The sequence below is a fragment of the Arthrobacter methylotrophus genome, from assembly GCF_039539965.1.
Lineage (GTDB): Bacteria > Actinomycetota > Actinomycetes > Actinomycetales > Micrococcaceae > Arthrobacter > Arthrobacter methylotrophus.
Map to the genome: position 1 here is coordinate 4,303,678 of NZ_BAABED010000001.1, position 19,313 is coordinate 4,322,990.

At 61.7% G+C, this 19,313-nt stretch carries 19 protein-coding genes and 1 pseudogene; 10 read left to right on the forward strand and 10 right to left on the reverse strand.

Going from position 1 to position 19,313, the window contains the following annotated elements:
* Positions 1-209: 209 nt before the first annotated feature.
* The 4 genes from ABD884_RS22225 to ABD884_RS22240 all read right to left on the reverse strand — a co-directional run bounded on the left by ABD884_RS22225 (position 210) and on the right by ABD884_RS22240 (position 5,099).
* Complete coding sequence (locus ABD884_RS22225; RefSeq protein WP_345033475.1) at positions 210-1,235, reverse strand: ATP-dependent 6-phosphofructokinase; 1,026 nt, start codon at positions 1,233-1,235, stop codon at positions 210-212.
* A 72-nt stretch (positions 1,236-1,307) separates the two neighbouring features.
* Entirely contained in the window at positions 1,308-2,765 is a 1,458-nt protein-coding gene (locus ABD884_RS22230; protein WP_345054332.1) for a glyceraldehyde-3-phosphate dehydrogenase, read from the reverse strand.
* 106 nt (positions 2,766-2,871) lie between these two features.
* A complete protein-coding gene (locus tag ABD884_RS22235; RefSeq protein ID WP_345052042.1) occupies positions 2,872-2,997 on the reverse strand; it encodes a hypothetical protein in 126 nt (41 codons plus the stop codon).
* A 161-nt stretch (positions 2,998-3,158) separates the two neighbouring features.
* A complete protein-coding gene (locus tag ABD884_RS22240) occupies positions 3,159-5,099 on the reverse strand; it encodes a primary-amine oxidase (protein ID WP_345052045.1) in 1,941 nt (646 codons plus the stop codon).
* A 409-nt stretch (positions 5,100-5,508) separates the two neighbouring features.
* Between ABD884_RS22240 and ABD884_RS22245 the strand changes: the two genes are divergently transcribed.
* The 5 genes and pseudogenes from ABD884_RS22245 to ABD884_RS22265 all read left to right on the forward strand — a co-directional run.
* Complete coding sequence (locus tag ABD884_RS22245; RefSeq protein ID WP_345052049.1) at positions 5,509-5,811, forward strand: hypothetical protein; 303 nt, start codon at positions 5,509-5,511, stop codon at positions 5,809-5,811.
* Positions 5,812-6,816: 1,005 nt separating this feature from the next.
* The gene (locus tag ABD884_RS22250; protein ID WP_345033409.1) at positions 6,817-8,469 is read left to right on the forward strand and encodes an APC family permease; all 1,653 of its coding nucleotides are present in this window, start codon (positions 6,817-6,819) and stop codon (positions 8,467-8,469) included.
* A gap of 89 nt (positions 8,470-8,558) precedes the next feature.
* On the forward strand, positions 8,559-9,224 hold the full coding sequence (locus ABD884_RS22255; RefSeq protein ID WP_345052053.1) for a DUF5134 domain-containing protein: 666 nt from the start codon (positions 8,559-8,561) through the stop codon (positions 9,222-9,224).
* 196 nt (positions 9,225-9,420) lie between these two features.
* Positions 9,421-10,689, forward strand: coding sequence for a helix-turn-helix transcriptional regulator (locus ABD884_RS22260; protein ID WP_345055203.1), 1,269 nt, complete (start codon positions 9,421-9,423; stop codon positions 10,687-10,689).
* A 121-nt stretch (positions 10,690-10,810) separates the two neighbouring features.
* Positions 10,811-11,044, forward strand: a pseudogene (locus ABD884_RS22265) (6-phosphogluconate dehydrogenase); the annotation flags it as partial.
* Between the two features lie 350 nt (positions 11,045-11,394).
* On the opposite strand, the gene ABD884_RS22270 reads toward ABD884_RS22265, so the two are convergent.
* Positions 11,395-11,721, reverse strand: a complete 327-nt coding sequence (locus ABD884_RS22270; RefSeq protein WP_345052056.1) for a hypothetical protein — start codon at positions 11,719-11,721, stop codon at positions 11,395-11,397.
* Positions 11,722-11,914: 193 nt separating this feature from the next.
* On the opposite strand from ABD884_RS22270, the gene ABD884_RS22275 reads away from it, so the two are divergent.
* The 4 genes from ABD884_RS22275 (at position 11,915) to ABD884_RS22290 (ending at position 14,129) form a co-directional block, all read left to right on the forward strand.
* Positions 11,915-13,150 carry an integrase catalytic domain-containing protein gene (locus tag ABD884_RS22275; protein WP_345034695.1) on the forward strand — a complete coding sequence of 412 codons (1,236 nt, stop codon included), beginning with the start codon at positions 11,915-11,917 and terminating at the stop codon, positions 13,148-13,150.
* Between the two features lie 235 nt (positions 13,151-13,385).
* A complete protein-coding gene (locus tag ABD884_RS22280; protein WP_345052059.1) occupies positions 13,386-13,739 on the forward strand; it encodes a YegP family protein in 354 nt (117 codons plus the stop codon).
* Positions 13,740-13,759: 20 nt separating this feature from the next.
* On the forward strand, positions 13,760-13,984 hold the full coding sequence (locus ABD884_RS22285; protein WP_345052062.1) for a hypothetical protein: 225 nt from the start codon (positions 13,760-13,762) through the stop codon (positions 13,982-13,984).
* On the forward strand, positions 13,947-14,129 hold the full coding sequence (locus ABD884_RS22290) for a hypothetical protein (RefSeq protein WP_345052065.1): 183 nt from the start codon (positions 13,947-13,949) through the stop codon (positions 14,127-14,129). Before ABD884_RS22285 ends, ABD884_RS22290 begins: the two co-directional genes overlap by 38 nt.
* Positions 14,130-14,257: 128 nt before the next feature.
* Here ABD884_RS22290 and scpC read toward each other — a convergent pair whose 3' ends face one another.
* From scpC to ABD884_RS22310, 4 genes are all read right to left on the reverse strand, one after another.
* Entirely contained in the window at positions 14,258-15,802 is a 1,545-nt protein-coding gene (gene scpC, locus ABD884_RS22295) for a succinyl-CoA:acetate CoA-transferase ScpC (protein ID WP_345052068.1), read from the reverse strand.
* A gap of 423 nt (positions 15,803-16,225) precedes the next feature.
* A complete protein-coding gene (locus ABD884_RS22300; protein WP_028268057.1) occupies positions 16,226-16,582 on the reverse strand; it encodes a GNAT family N-acetyltransferase in 357 nt (118 codons plus the stop codon).
* On the reverse strand, positions 16,579-17,922 hold the full coding sequence (locus tag ABD884_RS22305) for an acyltransferase family protein (protein ID WP_345052078.1): 1,344 nt from the start codon (positions 17,920-17,922) through the stop codon (positions 16,579-16,581). The genes ABD884_RS22300 and ABD884_RS22305 overlap by 4 nt, the downstream gene beginning before the upstream one ends.
* A gap of 154 nt (positions 17,923-18,076) precedes the next feature.
* Positions 18,077-18,469 carry a DUF1304 domain-containing protein gene (locus ABD884_RS22310; RefSeq protein ID WP_345052082.1) on the reverse strand — a complete coding sequence of 131 codons (393 nt, stop codon included), beginning with the start codon at positions 18,467-18,469 and terminating at the stop codon, positions 18,077-18,079.
* 271 nt (positions 18,470-18,740) lie between these two features.
* Here ABD884_RS22310 and ABD884_RS22315 point away from each other — a divergent pair, with 271 nt between their 5' ends.
* Positions 18,741-18,950 (forward strand): dodecin, encoded by a 210-nt coding sequence (locus ABD884_RS22315; RefSeq protein WP_028268054.1) that lies wholly within the window; start codon positions 18,741-18,743, stop codon positions 18,948-18,950.
* A gap of 77 nt (positions 18,951-19,027) precedes the next feature.
* Here the strand turns inward: ABD884_RS22315 and ABD884_RS22320 are convergent, their stop codons facing one another.
* Positions 19,028-19,291, reverse strand: a complete 264-nt coding sequence (locus ABD884_RS22320) for a hypothetical protein (RefSeq protein ID WP_345052094.1) — start codon at positions 19,289-19,291, stop codon at positions 19,028-19,030.
* Between the last annotated feature and the right edge of the window lie 22 nt (positions 19,292-19,313).

A 19,313-nucleotide genomic window follows, 5' to 3' on the forward strand; every position in this document is an offset into this window, starting at 1 on the left:
CTTTTGTCGCTCGCCACGATGGAAGCCCGTCCGTCGTCCGGAAGGATGATCCGCATTTCTTCAACGGTTCCCGTTCGGGCCGGTGATGGACACCCAGGGCGGGGAAATTGCCGCACGCGTTCGCGGATTACGGGGTAATCGTGATGAAATTCCTTGGGTGTCAGGTGGAGAGGCGGCCGCTGGGCGCTTGATCTGGGCTGGCCGGGGGCTCAGCCGAACAGGACTGCGGCTTCGTCGTAGCGGTTCTGCGGAACGACTTTTAGCTTGTCCAGGGCGTCCTCGAAAGCCACTCGTTCGATTTCCGTGCCTTTGAGGGCCACCATGGTTCCCCAGCGGCCTTCGACGACGGAGTCGATGGCGGCCATGCCCAGGCGGGTGGCCAGGACCCTGTCGAAGGCTGAGGGCACGCCGCCGCGCTGGATGTGGCCCAGGATGGTGGCACGGGTTTCGATGCCGGTCAGGGCTTCGATTTCCGGGGTGAGTTGGTCCGCGATGCCACCGAGCCGGGGACGGCCGAAGGTGTCTAGCCCGCGTTCGGAGTGCGGGGATTCCATGTGGTCCGGGACGAACCCTTCGGCCACCACTACCAGTGGGGCGCGGCCACGGGTGTGGGCTTCCTTGACCCACTGGGCTATCTGCTCGATGCTGACTTTCTGCTCGGGGATCAGGATGGCGTGCGCGCCGGCTGCCATCCCGGCGTGCAGGGCGATCCAGCCCACGTGCCGGCCCATGACCTCCACGATCATGCAGCGGTGGTGCGATTCTCCGGTGGTGCGTAGCCGGTCCAGGGCCTCGGTGGCGATTTGGACGGCGGTGTCGAAACCGAAGGTGTAGTCCGTGGCGTCAAGGTCGTTGTCCACTGTCTTGGGAACGCCGACGATCTTGAGTCCTGCGTCGGTCAGGCGCTTGGCCGCGGCCAGGGTTCCCTCACCGCCGATGGCAATGATCGCCTCGATGCCAAGACGGTCCATGTGGGCCGTGATGACCTCGGGGCCGCCGCCGTTCTCGAACGGGTTGGTGCGGGAGGTGCCAAGGATGGTTCCGCCTTGTTTGGCGATGCCCCGGACCATGGTGCGGGGAATCTCGATGATGTCGCCCTCAACCACACCACGCCAGCCGTCCCGGAAGCCCACGAATTCGTGACCATGGATGGCAATGCCCTTGAGCACGGCGCCACGGATAACGGCGTTTAGACCGGGACAGTCGCCACCGCTGGTGAGGATTCCAATTTTCATGTTTCGGCTCAAATCTAAGAAGGTTTGCGGGCATGGGTTCCGCCCGGTGACATGAGTGGTGGAGGGCGGACGCTAGGCCGATCCCAGGGCGGCAAGCACCGGCATGGCTTCCTCAACGACATCCCTCGCCGGGAACGACGGCCGCTTCACGCCGGCCATTTCTTCCATGACGCGCACTACCTGGCAGGAGTAGCCGAATTCGTTGTCGTACCAGACATAGACCACGAGGTTCTTGTCGTTGGCGATGGTGGCCAGGCCATCCACGATGCCCGCACGGCGGGAGCCCACGAAGTCCGTGGAGACAACCTCGGGCGAATCGATGAAGTCGATCTGCTTGCGTAGCTCCGAGTGCAATGACATCTCGCGAAGGTAGTTGTTCACTTCCTCCTTCGTGGTCCCCGTCTCCAGGCTCAGGTTCAAAATGGCCATCGACACATCCGGGGTCGGTACCCGGATCGCGTTGCCGGTCAGCTTGCCCTGCAGCTCGGGCAGGGCCTTGGCCACGGCCTTGGCCGCACCCGTTTCGGTGATGACCATGTTCAGGGCCGCCGAACGCCCGCGCCGGTCGCCCTTGTGGAAGTTATCGATCAGGTTCTGATCGTTCGTGAACGAGTGCACGGTCTCCACGTGCCCGTGGATGACGCCGAACTTGTCGTTGAGTGCCTTCAGCACCGGGGTGATCGCGTTCGTGGTGCACGACGCCGCGGTGACGATCCTGTCCGAGTCCAGAATCGAGGAATGGTTGATGCCATGAACGATGTTTTTCAGCTCACCCTTGCCCGGAGCCGTGAGCAACACCCGTGCCACGCCCTTGCTGCGCAGGTGCTGGGACAGGCCCTCGGCATCGCGCCACCGGCCCGTGTTATCCACCACCAAAGCATCCTTGATGCCGTAGGCCGTGTAATCGACAGTGGAAGGGTTCTCCGAGTAGATAACCTGGATCTGCACCCCGTTGGCCGTGATCGTGTTGGCGGCCTCGTCCACGCGGATGGTGCCTTCGAAGGAACCATGCACCGAATCCCGGCGCAGCAGGCTCGCGCGCTTGACGAGATCGTTCTCGGCGCCCTTGCGCACCACGATCGCGCGCAGGCGCAGGCCATGCCCGCCGCCGGCCTTCTCAATCAGGAGCCGGGCCAGGAGCCGGCCGATGCGCCCGAAACCATACAGCACCACATCCGTACTGCTCCGGTCGTCCGCGCCCCGACGCCCGAGAACCCCGGCCAGCTCGGCCCGGAGGAATTCCTCCAAAGCCAGGCCACCGCCGTCGAACTTGAACTTCTCGTTCAACCGCGCAATATCAATCGCCGCGGCCCCGAGCTCCAGCCCCGCCAGGATGTTCAACAACGGCGCCGTCTCCTCGAGCAGCAGCTCTTCCTTGCTGATCCGACGCGCGAAACGGTGCGCCTTCAAGATGCTCATCGTGGACATGTTGACCAGGCTGCGCCCATGGATGCTCGTCACCACATTGTTTTCCCGGTACAACCGGCCAATCACCGGAATCATGGCCTCAGCCAACGCTTCCCGGCCCATCCACATAAGACGAGAAGCTGAAGTCTCTAGCATCGGACTGCCTTTCCGAATAATGCTGGTCTGTTTGAGTTTTGGCCCCTGAGATGGTCCAGGGAGGGGCTTGGCATCAAATGGATGTTTGGCTTACCGTTCCGTCGGCCGGAGCACGGCCGGTAGCGGCGTGGCCGGCCATCACGGCGAACATGGGGGCTGCGGCGGTGAGGGTCCAGGTAATTGCGGGGATGTTGAACACGCGGATCACGCTCTCGCTGCTGGGTTTGGGTGGGGTATGGGTTCAGTCCCCGGTGCGGATGTGGACAGCACCGGGGACTGAAGATCGGGGTGGAAAAAGGGGTGTGGTCCCCGGTGCGGATGCGGACGGCACCGGGGACCACGGTTATTGCTTGCTTGCCTTTATTGTTCGTTTCCTGTGCTGCAGTGCCCGCCGTTGGTGCCCCGGGTTTCGGTGGGGAGGTTCAGGGTGGGGTTTTGGTTGAAGAAGCCGTGGGGTTCGAGCATGAAGCCGATGTTCTGGCGGGGCATGACGGGCCAGTCTTCGAGACGGACGACGTGGTGCATGCCGAAGGTGTACCAGACCACGAGGTCCTGGTCCACGATGTTCCGGTCCTTTTCGGTCCAGACGTGCAGGCCGTCATCGGCGCCGGTGGACTGGTTCGGGAACTCCCCGGCGGCGAAGCGCTCGGTCCGGTCGTAAGCGGTGACCCAGAGGTTGTTCCGGGCGAACTGGGCACGTTTGGAGACGTAGGACTCGTCCCCGGCCGCGAGCTGGATACCATCGGTGGGGATCAACCGGTACGCGACCGGTTCATCCACGATGTTCCTGCTCTCGTGGTTGACGACCTTCCAGAACCGGTGCTTGCCCGAATCGGTCTTACGGATCGCGGCTTTCTCGGTCTCCAGCAAACGATCCACGGCCATGAACGCGGTATGGGTGGGGTTCTCCCGGGGGATTTCCATGTCCACTTCGTAAACGGCGTTCTTCAGACCATCAAGCTCGAAGTCCATCCGGACGTTGAACATGTGCTGGTGGATCGGGGCGTACAGGCCATCGTTGTTCAGGGACTGACCGTACGGGCTCTTCTCACCGGGCTTCTGCCCGGCAGTGGAAAGAATACCGGTGGCCTTGACCAGGAACTCGATGCTCCCGTCAAGGAAAAGGTGCCAGTAGAACGCGTACTCATAGTTCGCGACCGTAGCAATGAAGGAAATCACCAGCTTCCGGCTGCGCCGGGTCTCGGTGGTGCCCTCACGGAAATCGAAGTGCTTCCACAAAATGGAATCGTCTTCCTCATGCATGCAGATCGCGTTCTCGATCGTCCACGGGTTACCGAGGCTGTCCACGCTATGACCATCGAAGTACTTGATCTCACCCAGGCAGTCACAACCCAACGTCAGGGAGTTGGCCATGTTACCGATGTTGTACTCACCGGAATCAAACGCGTTCTTCTTCGCCTGCACCGGGGCCGTATCACCATAAGGAACAACCATTTCCGACAACGAAGCCCGGTTGATCACCGGACGCTCAACACCCTGATCCCGGAACTTGAGCTGGTGCAGGACCAGACCCTCACGCGGGGTGAAACCAACCCGGAAAGACCAATCAGCCCACTGCACATGATTACCCGTCACCGTGAACGACGCACCCTCGGGCTGGGTGATCTCAATGGGTTTGAGGTCCGTACGGGCCGGACCGACGTACTTGGGCAGGTAATTACCCGAAGCGGCCGGAACCGGGATCGCCTGGTCATCCTCAAGCTTGACGACCTCCCCGGAATTCAAGTCCACGATCACAATGAAATTCTCGATCGGGTGCGCGTACGGGCTATCGTCCGCCTCGTCCCGAACAAAAACCAGGGCACGCATCAAACGCCGGCCCTCATCATCCTCACCGAAATAACCCACGGACCACGGCTCGAAACACACCAAGGACATATCCGTGATCCCGCGCTTGGCCAAAGCAGCCTGAACCTCGGGATTCTTCCGGCAACTCTCCTCACCCTCGGCGAACTCATCCACCATGAACGGCGGCTGAACACCGGCAGCAAGCTGCCTCCACGCATCCACCGTGCCCGTCTCAAGACTCACGACCGCCTCGAACGCACGCCCCTGAGCCCGGTCCACCAGAACCGCGTCCGCCTCACGCGCCACCTGCACACCATTACGCAAATCCGCCTTGGACGGCTCACGCAACTCAACACTGATAAAACGGAACGACTCCCCCGCAGCCGGGCCCTCCTTCAAAATCGAAACCGCACGGGAAATCTCCACCCGCGACAACGGATCCAACGGATGCGACACACCCACAACGGCTTCGTTTTCAATATCAAGAGTCACGAAAATTTCTCCTTATTAGGTCCTGATTCAGGACGAGCTTGCTGATCCAGATGAGTGCCGGCCGTACCGAATTGCGGCGCGTACATGCCAAGCTTGGATTCCCCAATACTGTTCTTCTTTGACAGAATTGTTCATCCCTTTGGTTGGAAATAGACCTTGGTGCCAACAAAACTGCACCGACAATCGCTGCCACCCCTGCGAGCCCGGGGAACTAGCGCCAAATCGGCGTCCCACTTCCATGAGATCAGCCGGGCTCTGCTCCGAGCCCGACCCGTGTGATGCTGGTCACCGCATTCCCTTCACGCATTAAAGCTACGGCAGGGAATTGACTTCGGCGAGGCCTTTTTAAAGATTTACGTGAGAAATTTGGGACCACATTTTCGCATCTGAGTTAACATGTTGGAAACACTTGAACACAGCCACAGGAGTCGCTGCCAAGGTTGCTGAAGTCCTGACTTGGGGGCCGATAACTCTCAACATCGCCGCCACGAATCAGCCCAACGATGTCGCTGCTTCGCATCCCGCGTACCAGTTCGGCCAGCTCAAGCAGACCCAGTTCCAACCCCTGGATTCCCCCGTTAACATTCATTGGGTCCCGGACGCCCGGGGGTTTGGTCTCTGGACCCGGCATGACTCTCTTGCCCTGTCTTTGATTACCCGCGTGGTGTTGTCGCCGCATTCGGCCGGCTTCTTCCGCGGCCAACGTTTCTAGGTGCCAGCATCGGGTGTCGTGACTGCGGCCATGAGTGGCGCAAAGGAGAGCCTGAATGGACGGACGATTGATACAAGATCCAGCGAAGGTTTGATGTCGGCAAGCCCAAGCATCACCCCGCGGCATTGAATGCCTGACGGAAAGGGTCTCCGACAGGCTCCTGCCCCAGGGGCGAGACACGGCTGCGTGAGCTCTTCACCGGGGCTGGAGCAGCACGGCAGGGTGCCGGTCATCGTAGACCAGCCCAGCACCATCGGTGCCTCGCCGATAGCACGGCCCGGGACTCTCAGAATCCAACTGGCGTAGGTCCTTTGAGCCGCCGTCGAAATAGCGGAGTGATGAACCGAACACCACATGCAGGCACCTTGATACCAACTTTTCCTTCGATGGGCATGCTCACCCCTAGGAACAAGGGAGGTCATCGATCCGAGATGCAACCCTTGGCATTGACGACAGTTCCCATATGTTTCCAACATGTTAATTAGACCGGGAAAATTCGATCATCAATTTCTCACGGAAATTTTCGTCCGCGCCTCCCCAAAATGAATTGCCTGCCGTACTTTTAGTTGGTAAAGGAATGCAGGTGAGCGGCATCACAACGGCGGAGTTCAGAGCAGAGCTTGGCCGAACCCATTGGGAGGATGCCTGGTCTGTGGATAATCCCTCCCGGACCCCCACCGGGGTTTGCGAGGTGATTACCAGCGCAGAATCATGTGCACCAAGGATGACCGGTTCTGACAACGAGGAACAGTTCCGGCAAACCCACGGGCCCTTTTATGTCTATTGTCCCGACCGCATCACCATCTATCCTCGGCCGAGTCGGCTGTAAGTCCGCTGCTTGGCGCACGCCTGCACGGCGTTTTCAAGGGCCGGTCCCGGAGTACTTCAGCCCCCTGCCGTCAGTAAATTCATCATTTATGTGGACCAATTCAAGGAGAAGAGCATGACTCTCGATATTGAATCAGTGACCGCCAACGGCGGGCACTGCAGCACAGGAAACGAACAATGAGCCGGCAGAGCTCCGTGGGGAACGCTCCTTCCCGGTCGGGTTCCCAGCCGGGTAAGTTGAAGGCCAACACCCTGGGGTTGTGGGATGTTGTTTTCATGGCTGTCGCGACGTCTGCACCGATTACGGTCATGAGCGGTAACGTTCCGATTTCGGTGGGTTATGGCGTCGGAACCGGGACTCCGGCAACGTACATCTGGGCGACGGTGATCTTGTCGGTTTTTGCGGTCGCGTATGTCACGATGGCCCGTTACGTGACGTCGACGGCGGCGTTTTACGGATTTATTTCCCGTGGGTTGGGGCGTGTGTTTGGTCTGGGGACCGGTTATATGGTCACTTTCAGCTACATCGTCTTTGAGGCCAGCATCATCGGTATTTTCGCTTACTTCGGTCAGTTGGCTTTCAAGGATCAACTGGGGCTGGATGTGAATTGGGTGGTCATTGCGCTGTCCGGTCTGATCCTGATCGGAGTGCTGACTTACTTTGAGATCAGCATGGCAGCGAAAATCCTGACGTTGCTGCTGGCTACCGAGATCGGGATTCTGGCCGTCATGGCCTTCGGTGTGCTCTTCCACGGCGGAGGCCCTGACGGGCTGATGCCTCAGACGCTGAACCCGGTAAATGTGTTCCTGCCAGGCGGCCTGTCGGTCGCCGCACCGGGACTGGCGATGTTCATCGCGTTCTGGTCCTGGACCGGGTTTGAATCGACGGTGATGTACGGGGAGGAATCCAAGAACCCGAAGAAGATCATCCCTATCGCCACGATGATCGCGGTCACCGGTGTCGGTGTCTTCTACACGTTTGTCTCCTGGATGTCTGTTGCCGGTAACGGTGGCGCGCAAGCCATTGCCTTGGCGCAAAGCGCCAATCCCCTGGACATGTTCTTCCACCCCACGGACGTCTTTGTCGGCCACGGGTGGGTTCTGGCCATGGAATGGCTGATGATGACCGGATCCTTCGCTTGCGCCATGGCTTTCCATAACGCCGCGGCACGGTACATGTATTCGCTGGGACGGGAAGGAGTGCTGCCCGGCGTCTTTGGCAAGACCCATGCGAAGCACGGGTCCCCGCACGTCGCGTCGTTTGTCCAGACAGGCATTGCAATCACGTGGATCCTTGGGTTCTTCTTCTTGAATCAGGACCCCTACGCGGATCTGTTTACCATTCTGGCTGTCCTCGGGACCTTCTCGCTCCTGATTGTGCAGACCCTCACCATGGCCGCCGTGTTCAACTACTTCCGACACCATCACCCGGAAGAAAAGATGTGGCGCACCAAGATCGCTCCGATACTTGGTGGAGCGGGAATGGTGTGTGTTGTCATCATGATGATCACGAACCTGGATACCGCTGCCGGGCCTGCGGCCTCGACCTTGCTCTTCAAGCTCATCCCTTACATCACCGTCGGGCTCTTCGTCGTGGGTGCAGGCCAGGCCCTTTACCTGCGGAAAACCAACCCGGTCAAGTACGAAACCATCGGCCACGTTGCCCTCGCTGACGACCACGGCCTGGTCCTGGATGAAGAAGACGTCACGCATCTTAGCCCGGTCGAGCTCGGTGTCGCCAAGGCCCTTCAGGAGACCCGCGGGAAGCTCACCCTGAGCGATGAACTCGAACTCGAACGCGAACTCGAACGGGAGGACGACCTGCGCTAGAGAAACAGCCGGTCCCCGGTGCGGCCCGCAACCGCACCGGGAACCGAACCCCTACCCAATCCAAACCCAGTAGTGAGAGCGTGATCCGCGTGTTCAACATCCCCGCAATTACCTGGTCCCTCACGGCCGTCCTGCTGCTCAGCGGAAGCTACCACGCCCTGCAGGCGGCACGGTCCCGCCAACGGACGGACCGGGTCAACAACATCCTCCATGCCCTCATGAACATCCTGATGGCCGCCATGCTCTGGAACCTGGCACCCACGACCATGCTGGCCCAGATCGCTGTCCTCACCGGCGCGGCATTGTGGTTTGTCATTCAGGCCGTCGCCCGTCCGGAATTCAAAACATTCTGTGCGGGCAATCAAGGCCGGCTCAAATGCGCTTACCACGCCCTCACCATGGCCGGCGCAGCCCTCATGCTCGCCATGATGAATCAAGGAACCACCCCCGCCCAGGGAACCGCCCCCGCCCAGACAATGACAATGCCCATGCCAGCCACCCACCACGCGATGGCAGCCGCACCCCAAAACACGGCTACGGCAATGTTTGATCACTCACCCGCTCTGGCGATCCTGCCGACAATATTCTTCGGAGCCGCGGCGGTGGCCTTCCTCATCCTTCTGCTGCGTGGCCGGGCAACGGCAACCACTCCCTCCCACGCATCGGCACCCAGACTCCCCGTCCGCGCAGAACACGGGCTTGAAGCCCTCGGTGCCGCCGTCATGGCGCTGATGTTCGCCACCATGGCCGTATGACCCCCGACAACACTGCCCTATCCCGAGGGCCACACGGACACCGACGTCCCGACGGCCCAACTTCCTTACGAAGAAAACATAAGGAGACTTAATGAGCGTTCAACCGGCTTCGAGAATCCGCGATGCGCGTGGGCATCTGCGGCTTCAGGCTGTCCCGGTGAGCGCAGCCACCGACCACCCCCAGACGGGATCCACCATGCCCTTTCCAGGCCTGCCGTGGCCGTTCTTGCGGTGTGTGGCAGCACTGGCCGATGCCCCTCTGACCCTGATAGCGGAGCAGCTACGTGATGCCATGCTCCCCTACTTGGGAAGCAGCGCGCTGGTCATCTTCACCGAAGACTGCACCGGGGGGCCACAGAAGAAAGCGGGCGAGGAAGACATCATTTCCCGGGTCTCGATCGCCGAGCTTGACACGCTTCGCGCCGCCCTTTCGGATGAGACACCCTGGTTCGGAGAAGCCGAGATCGGCGGCAAACCCCGCCCCGTGCTCGCTCTGAAGCACGCCGCGAGTGGTGCCCTTCTCGTCCTCACGGATCCCCACCCGACCGGGCCAGGGCACAACACCGGGCTGGATGTCGTGACATATCTGTGGTGCATTGCCGCCCGGCGGATCCAGGAAAAAGTGGCCGACGCGCCGCCGTCGTACCTTTTGGAATCGCGGGCAGCCTCAGCTGAACGCGTCCGCGTGACGGCGGAACTGACCGATCTGCACTCCACAACCTTGGAAACCCTTCTGGCGGCCCTGCGCTCATCTTCCTTGGACAATGCAGCAGCCCGCTCAACCGTCACTGACCTCACTGCCAAAGCCTTGGTGAGGCTCCGCACGCTCAGCGACCGCACGATGCACTTGGCGGAAGAGCCCGTCGCCACAGCCTTCGAACGCCTACGGGAGGACCTGCGACCTCTCACGCGCTTCAGCGGCATTGAGGTCGAATTCATCAAACCGCCGCCGAATGGACGTGCGCTGCCTGGGGAAGTTGCCCACGCGGCACGGGCCATCGTCCGCGGACTTGCGCTTGCCATGATGGAACAACCAGAGGTCAGCAGAGTCCGGACGCAGTGGGACTGCGACGGCGAAAACCTGCTGATCAACGTACGCGACGACGGCCGCGGCGCACTCACCGCCGACGCACCGAGCATCACCCGCCTGGACCGCCGGGTCCAGGCGCTTACAGGACAGTTGCGGATCGACGTCATGCCAGGCTGGGGTGCAGACGTCTTCGTCACGCTCCCCTTGGACCCACCGGCACGCCCGGCCGGGGATGTCGCCGGATGGAACCTTGCCGCCCGGGAACTCGAAGTCCTCCAGCACCTAGTCGCTGGACACCGCAACCGCACCATCGCCTCAACGCTGGGCATCAGCGAGAATACCGTCAAGTTCCACGTGCGGAACCTTTTCAGGAAGCTCGACGTCGGCTCACGCACCGAGGCGATCGCCCTGGCACACAGCCACGGACTCCGGTGACGGTGTAACGCCCCGGCGGCACCGTGACAATCTGCGGCCCAGTCGAGGCACGACGGCACAATGTCGAAGAACTCGAGGCCCAGCCGCTGCGATGAAATGACGGTGTCCTTCAACCGGCACAAAAGACATCGTGACCGACCTGCCTGGAACATTCCGTGCCTGGCACAAGGGCACAGTGATCCGGTCATGGTTGCTGAACCGTTCAAGAAGCGATCGCGAACGCCGTACCGACACCTGCCATCACCGTTGCCCTTTTCGCCCGCTTTGCTTCCCGCGAAGACAGTTCCCCGCCAGGAAAATGGTCTCGGCTCTACGCAACCAGTTCGGCGGCCATGCCACCCGTCCCTCCAAGTAGCACCCCTGGGACATGCGAGGTTCCCAGAACAGACCGTCTTCTGCGGTGCCGCGGAGCACTTCGTACCATTTGGGGCCGGACCTTGACCTGCTCCTCAAGCTCGTGAACAGGGACGCAGGGCGCCATCCCTAGTTGTGGGTGTTTCGGCAGCCCGGATCTATCGCAGCAATTGCTGTGCGGCATCTCGGTGAAGTCGGGCGGCGTCCGGCCTGTTCGTCAGGGCCGCAGCCGATACGGTTTGCAGGCACCGGTAGACCGCAAGTCACCGGCGAGTGGAACGAGCGTCGTCAGGGCGGGTCTGTCGCGTCGTTCAGGCTTCGGCGCCTGGCGTGCCGGGTGCCGGGAACCGGTCAGGCTGCTAAGCCCACCATCCCCGCAGCGGTTAAGGCATCGCCGGGTGCCAGGATGCTGAGTCTGCAGTCAGCCTGGAAGGGATCAATATACGCTGGCAGGTGATGGGACTGCGAGCAGGCGTGCAGCTGCTGCAGTGCGGCCGGTTCGACCCGCGCGCGTGTCATGTCGATTTCTAGGGCCAGGCCTTCCATCAGGGCGTTGGCGCGTTTGAGGACCACATAGAGGGCCTGGATGCTCCGCGCCGTCACATGCCCTTGGGCCGCGACCCGCGCCTGGGAACAATCCAGGTCCACTCGGACCAGGATGCTGAGCTTGTCGTTCATGGTGCTCCTGCCTTCAGGTGTGCCGCGACGCTGCGGCCTCTGCAAGCGTAGGCATGAACTGTGGGGCACGCAACACCCCGACGAGACTCACCTATAGTGCTCGCGAAACGGGGTGCATGCCTCATTTGGGAAACGCTCGCGAAATCACGGGCCGCTACGGGCACGGCGGTGACGATGAGGGATGGACCTGTCGATGGCAACGCGTAGGGAAATCACGAAGAAGTACGCAGCCGATTATGCGAAGGCGTCCAAGAAAGCCAAAGGCGTGGTTCTCGACGAGCTCGTGGCTGTTACGGGATGGTCCCGGGCAAACGCCCGCCGCGCATTGGCCACGGCCCGTGCGCGAAAAGGCCGGGCGAAACCGGTAACGCGCAGGCCTCGGGGACGTACGTATGGCTATGACACCCTCAAGGTCCTGATCTGTGTGTGGCGGCTGGCCGGGATGCCATCGGGCAAATACCTGGCCGCGACCATGGACCTCTGGCTGCCCAAGCTTCAGGCCTTCGGGGAACTGGACGCCAAGCGACTGACACCGGCAGTGGCGGCGCAGCTGATGCAGGTCTCCGGGGCGACGATCGACCGGCTGCTTAAGCCCACGAAGGACGCGGACAGGCCCAAAGGGTTGTCCGCGACGAAGGCCGGGCCGTTGCTGCGGAACTCCATCACGGTCCGCAAGGCAGGGGACGAACACGAACAGGCGCCGGGGTTCATCGAAGCGGACATGGTCGTCCACTGCGGGCCCACCCTGGCCGGTGAATTCGCCAGGACCCTGACCGCCACGGACGTCTTCACCGGCTGGACCGAGAACGTCGCGGTCCGCAACGGGGCGCATAAATGGGTGCTCCCGGCCCTGGACGAAGTCGTGGCCCGGCTGCCCTTCCCCCTGGTCGGTCTGGATACCGATAACGGCGGGGAATTCATCAACTACGCCCTGATCGCCTGGGCTGGTGACAAAGACATCTACTTCACCCGCTCCCGGCCGTACAAGTCCAACGACAACGCCCACGTCGAGCAGAAAAACGGTGATGTGGTCCGCCGCCATGCCTTCCACTACCGCTACGACACCACCGCCGAGCTCAAACTCCTCAACGCCCTCTACGACCTCGTCCGGGTCCGGCTGAACCTGTTCACCGCCACCATCAAAGCAACCGGCTGGCGCTCAAACAAACACGGCAAGAAAACCCGCATTTACGACAAGCCACGGACCCCGTACCAGCGCGTCGTCGATTCCGGGATCCTCACCACAGCCAAAGCCGCCGAACTCGCTCAACTAATGGAGATCACGAACCCGGCCGACCTCACCCGGGGCATCACCAAAATCCAGACCCAGCTGATCGCCCTCGCCGCAGCGAAAACACAGGCCCTGGAGGACTCATCCACGCGAGCACAAATAGATGAGGCACGCACAACACTTTCGCGAGCATCTTGACATGAGTCGTTACGCACCCCTGGCGCAAGTACTATCCGTGAGTCTCGTCAGGTAGGAGTGGGGTAGTAGCCAGAAAGCACCCTGCCCCGTACCTTGGATGAAGGCCACCATATGTCGGGCTTCGCAAAAAGCGAACCGATGATCCTTTGCCGGACACGAACATCCGAAACGCAGCGCCGCGTCTCGGACACGACGAGGAAATACCGGGCGACGCCCGGCGTTCAGGAGGACCCCCATGGCAGGTATGTTTGAACTCTTCATCGACGAGGAGATGTGCTTCAGATTCAGACTCAAATCTCCCGGCGGAGACGTAGTGGCCGTCTCCCGGTCCTTTCCCGACAAGCTGGCTGCGGTGTCCGGCATCAGGGCCGTGCGCGAGTATGCCGGAATGGGACTGATCACGGACCTGTGCCCGGAGGTCCCGGTCCAGCCGTCATCAGCCGCGCCTCCGGCACCCGATACCCGACAACGACCGTGGGCCCCGGCTGAGTGTCTTCCCGAGATGCGGCGTGCAAGCGCCACGGTATCCTATCGGCCGGCAGATCCGCGGCGGGTACCTGTAGGGGCCGGCCTGCACAAGGTTGCCTGAGGCGCAGACCCAGGTGAGGCGTGCCCAGTCAGAGCCCGGAGGTGGCATTGGAACATCGTCGATCAGGACGTCTCTGGGCACCTTCGGCATGCACCACGTCGTCCGCGTCGAAGGCTGGCCCGCCAGACAGCAGATTCAAGCTCGAACCTCACCGCTTCTTCGACAGGAACCCGACCTTGAACCTGCTGGCGGACATCGAAGCCACGCATGACGGACACTGCGGCACTGACGGTTTCCAGGGATGAAGCGGCCAGGGAACTGCGGAAACTGAAGCCAGAAGAACTGGATCAGGAGAAGGACCAATCGGTACCCGGGATCCATCCGCAGCGGCAGCCGGGTACCGGCCTTTCTCCCGCCCGCAGTTCCCCGAATCCCCACTTCGTACCCTAACCGTCAGGCCGTCGTCGTCAGCTTTTCCTCCGCACCGGTTTGCAGCGCGTACGGCCGCGCGGCGGCCGCGCGGTACCTGCCAGGAGGACCACGACGCCGCTACCCATGTCGAGCATGGAAGCTGGTGATTATCGGGTCCCGCCACTTAGGGCGCCGACGGGGTAATGGTGCATACTGCCGGTTTCGATGAATCTCTGGTGCCAAGAGAGGGCTTCGTTGAGGAGATGCGGAGTGTGTTTTCCATAGCTCTCACGCTTGGCGCGGTCGAAGTAGTCCTGAAGCATTGGGCGGTAGTCGGGGTGTGTGCAGCGGTCAATGATCAGTTGTGCGCGCTGTTTCGGTGCGAGTCCACGAAGGTCCGCCAGGCCCTGTTCGGTAACGATGACCATGGTGTCGTGTTCGGTGTGGTCGACGTGGCTGACCATGGGCACGATGCCGGAGATGCTGCCTGCCTTGGCGGTACTGGGGGACATGAAGATCGAAAGCCAGCCGTTTCGGGCGAAGTCGCCGGAGCCGCCGATGCCGTTCATGACTTTGCTACCGGCGATGTGGGTGGAGTTGACGTTGCCGTAGATGTCGGCTTCTATCATGCCGTTCATCGCGATGCAGCCCAGACGGCGGATGAGCTCGGGGTGGTTGGAGATTTCCTGAGGGCGCAGCAGGATCCGCGTGCGGTAGAAGTCGAGGTTGTTGTTGAATTCCTTCATGCCAGCGGCGCTGAGCGAAAATGAGGTGGCGGAGGCCATCTTCAGCACGCCCTTGCGGATCAATTCGAGCATGCCGTCCTGGATGACCTCGGTGTATGCGGTCAGGTCTTCGTAGCCGCTCTCGGACAGAGCGGCTAGTACCGCGTTGGCGATGTTGCCGACGCCGGATTGGAGCGGGAGCAGTTTCTTGGTCAGCCGGCCCTGTTTGATTTCATTGGTGAAGAAGTCCAGCAGGTGCCCTGCGATCCGCTGCGAGGCTTCATCGGGAGCGCTGAACGGCGAGTTCCGGTCCGGGGCGTCGGTGGCGACGACGGCGACGATTTTGGCGGGATCCACGCGCAGGTATGGTTCCCCTATGCGATCATCGGGTCTGATCAGCGGAATGGGTTTCCGATCAGGGGGCAGGGCTGTGCCGTAATAGATGTCATGCATTCCTTCCAGCCCTGCCGGCTGGAACCTGTTGACTTCGAGGATGACTTTATCTGCCTGTTCGAGCCAGGTCTTGTTGTTTCCGACCGAGGAGGACGGTATCAGCCGGCCATCCTCAAGGACACCTGCTACCTCGATCACGGCGACGTCGATATTGCCGAAGAATCCGGACCAGGTGTGCTGGGCCACGTGGCTGAGGTGCATGTCGATATAGTCGATCTCGCCATTGTTGATGCGTTCGCGCAGTGCCGGGTCGGATTGGTACGGCAGGCGCAGCTCCATACCGTTGACTTTGGCCAGGGCGCCGTCGAGCTCGGGGGCAGTCGACGCGCCGGTGAGGACCTTAATCCGGAACGGATCGCCCGCCGAGGCCGCCGCCTCCATCCGGGCCGCCAAGGCCTGCGGCACCGCCTTCGGGTAACCGGCTCCGGTGAAGCCACTCATGGCCACCGTCATGCCGGGTTTAATCAGACCGGCAGCCTGCTCAGCAGACATCAGCCGGTTGAACATGTCGGCGTTACGGATACGGTCCTGCATCAAGGCCCCTTCATTGGAACTTCCGCATCAACTCTACGTCGTGGAGGGTATTAAACCTCGTTTGTGAAGACGGATCGAAGCACCGCATGACCACGCTTTACGTCCCATTTGCGTGATCATGTCCTGCCGCGGCTGGACTGGTCCAGAGACCGGATGCGGGGCCGGAACCGGTCCTGACAGATGCTGAATTGATGTCGCCAAGTCTGGCCAGGGCCCGATTCCTGGCCCGCCGGCCTCATCGAAGCGGCCGGCCACGGAAAAGTCGACTTTGCCATCCCCGGCCTCCGGGAACACCTTCGCAAATACTCACGCGCCTGATCCGGCCAGCATTGAGATCCTGAGACCCTAAGTGGCGACGCTCCGAGCACGGGATTGCCCTGGAACATCGCTTGGACAGTTGCGGAGCGGAAAAAGCCGCCTTGGCTACTCGTTACCAGGCTCTCCCACCGGCGCTTCCGGCGGCCAGTCAATGTCCAGCTCGTAAACCTCATGCTTGCGCAAGTAGGCGGCGATGAAGGGGCAATGCGGAATGATTCGCTTGCCGGAGGCCACCACGTCGTCCAGGGCAAAGTGTGCCAGGACTTTGGCCAGCCCGCGGCCTTTGAACTGCGGACGGGTCTCCGTGTGCAGGAAGTCGATATGGCCGGGCTTGTCCATAAACTGCGAGATCACGGCAACTTCACCATCAACCAGCAGCTCGTAGCGGTGGAATTTGTCGTTCCTGACCGTCGTGACGTCCGGGCTGAACGACTCTGCGGTTGAATCCGTGAACTCAGTCATGAGTCGAGATTCGCACGTAAACCGGGCGCTGGCAATGGCGCCGAGGGACCGATAGTAGCCACCTGGGACGGTGCTCCCGTCGGCACCCGCCCCAGCAGTAGAACTCCCAGTGCAAAGCACGCCGCTCCCCCACCGAGGAGGGTCAGCGTCAGCCCATTGAAAGCCGCGTCCACCACCGGAATGAAGACCACGACGCCGGCAGTCACCACTGCGACGCGGGTCCTGCCGCGGGCGTGAACGGCCGCCGTCGGGCGCTCTTCAAGTCTGCCGCACAGCAGCAGCACCGGCAGCAAAAGGACGATTACCCCGAGGAGCACCAACGGCCGGGCCCACCACCATTCGGCTGTGCCGGCCGCCGGTTTGGGGAAGTCGGTGAGCAGCAACAGCCCTGACATGGCTGCGAGCAGCGGCAAATGCCACAGATACACCGTCATGGAACGCCTACCCGCCACGGCCACCACCCAACGGATCCAGCGCACATCAGCCACCCATGCAAGCCCGGGGCGCAGCAACTGGAGGGTCGCCGCCTGCGACAGGCCCAAAAGCAGCATGCAGAAGTTGGGCGGATTCAAGTCCACGATCATGTTTCCGGAATAGACCCCAATCCCGGTCACGAACCCCAACAACAGGTTGCTGCCTACAATCAATCCCACGAACCAGCCCCGGCTGCGTCCTGCGAAGATTCCGTCGGCAATGAAGAAGCCGAATTCCTGGACCGCGCACCAGACAAAGAGCATGTTCACGAAGGCGAGCATCGGGAACGCCCCTCGCAGGGAGTCGAGGGTGATCACGGCGGCAACCAATCCACCGAGCGTCAACCACGGGGAATGTCCGTGCAGCCGGGCCAGCAGGGGAACGCTCAGCTGCGTGGCCAGATAGGCGGCCAGGAACCACAGGGGCATGCCCGCGCCGGTGACGATGAGCTGGACCACCTCCGGGTCGACCCCCAGGAGCCGCGCAGCCCACAGCCCTACAAACATCGAGGCCAGCAGCGCAGTTGCCGGTCGAATGAGGCGCAAGAGCCGCAATTGCGCGTACTCAATGCCGGTGCCGCCGCGCGCAAGTAGCCGCCGCCACGATTCCAAACCCGTGATGCCGCCGAGGACGAAAAACAGCGGCATCACTTGGAACACCCACAGCACGGAATCGAACCAGTGCTGTTCCATGAGCGTATTTTCGGTGGTGACGGTGCCGTCCGGGTGCAGCACGGGGCTGACCATCATGCAGTGCGAAAGCACCACCAGGACGAGGCAAAAGAACCGGGCGAGATCGATCACTGGATCGCGTGGACGGCCAGGTGCGGCCTGACCCTCGGACATCTGTTGCCTCAAGAAACCCATTGCGCTCCCTCGCGAACTGCTGACACCATTGTCCGCCCGCTCGACGACGGGAACCAGAGCGGGCGGACCTCAAACAACGGCGCGCCCCCGACACCCTCGCTCACTTATGACGCGAAATTCATCGACGCTCCCTCACCTATACCGGAAAAGCCCCTCAACCGAGCGTCACGGCAAGAATGCCGAGCACGACGGCGAGCAACGGCGTCGTGCCCTGAAGAACCGCGGCGCGGAGGTACTTTTTGCCACTCAAGGCAAGCACGATCGCCGCCAGCAGCATGGAGCCGCACGAGCTGAAAACGAGGGTCCAACCCACCTGCGGGTGCCCGAGTGCAACCAAGACGATCCCGGCGAGCGCCCCGATGGCGAGGAAAAGGTTGTAGAAACCCTGGTTGTACGCGAGCGGTTTGGTGGTTTCGGCGTCGGCCTGGGTAGTGAGGCTGAAACGCTTCCACGTGGTCGGGCGGGTCCAACTGAGGGACTCCATGCTGAAAATGTAGACGTGCAGCAAGCCGGCAACGAGGGCGAAAAGCAGGGAGGCCAGAATCATGTGCCGATCCTAGCCTCCCTGCAGCAACAGCGCGCAGGTGTCAGCCGTGACCGGCGTCATCCGGAGCGGCCCCCAACCCTCCTGCACCTATACGCCCCAATCCCCCAACCCTCCCGCAGATCATCTGAAAGAGCGTCCGGCGTTTTGGCCCCATAGGTGAGCGAGCGTCGGCAACGCGCCCCCTGTTGCCCCGGCCCCGTCTGGGCTAGTCTGCTTTCACGGCCTGCCAGGCCCGCAGTTCAGGCATCAAGGACGATCATGAGGAGCAAGAATGGCTGACCACACATATAGCGTTTCCGAGATTGTTGGAACTTCGTCCGAGGGCATCGACGCCGCCATCAAGAACGGCGTTGCGGCTGCGAGCCAGACCCTTCGGAACCTCGACTGGTTCGAGGTCAAGGAAATCCGCGGACACCTCAGCGAAGGCGCGATTTCTGACTGGCAGGTAACTATCAAACTTGGATTCCGCCTAGAGCGTTAGCCCACCCAGACCCAAAATGACGATGGCCGCCGGCCTCTCTGTGGAGAGGCCGGCGGCCATCAGTTGCGAGGCTGGACTCACCCGCGGGTCCAGACTTGGACGGGGTCACCGCCACAGAGGAGTCGCCGGCCACGGCCGGCAAATTCGATCCACAGGAATTGATGGTCCGGCGAAACGTCATCCACGAGGCCGGCGTCGAATCCCCAGCTATCCTCGTGGACCCAGACGGCTTCTCCGCGATTAAGTTCGGACCATTTCGACGGCGGCAGGTGGAGCGACGCTGCGGCGGGCCTCTGGTCCGACGTCGTGAAGCGGCTCGGACCCCATATAGACAGAATCACACTAATTCACTATGCAATAGCA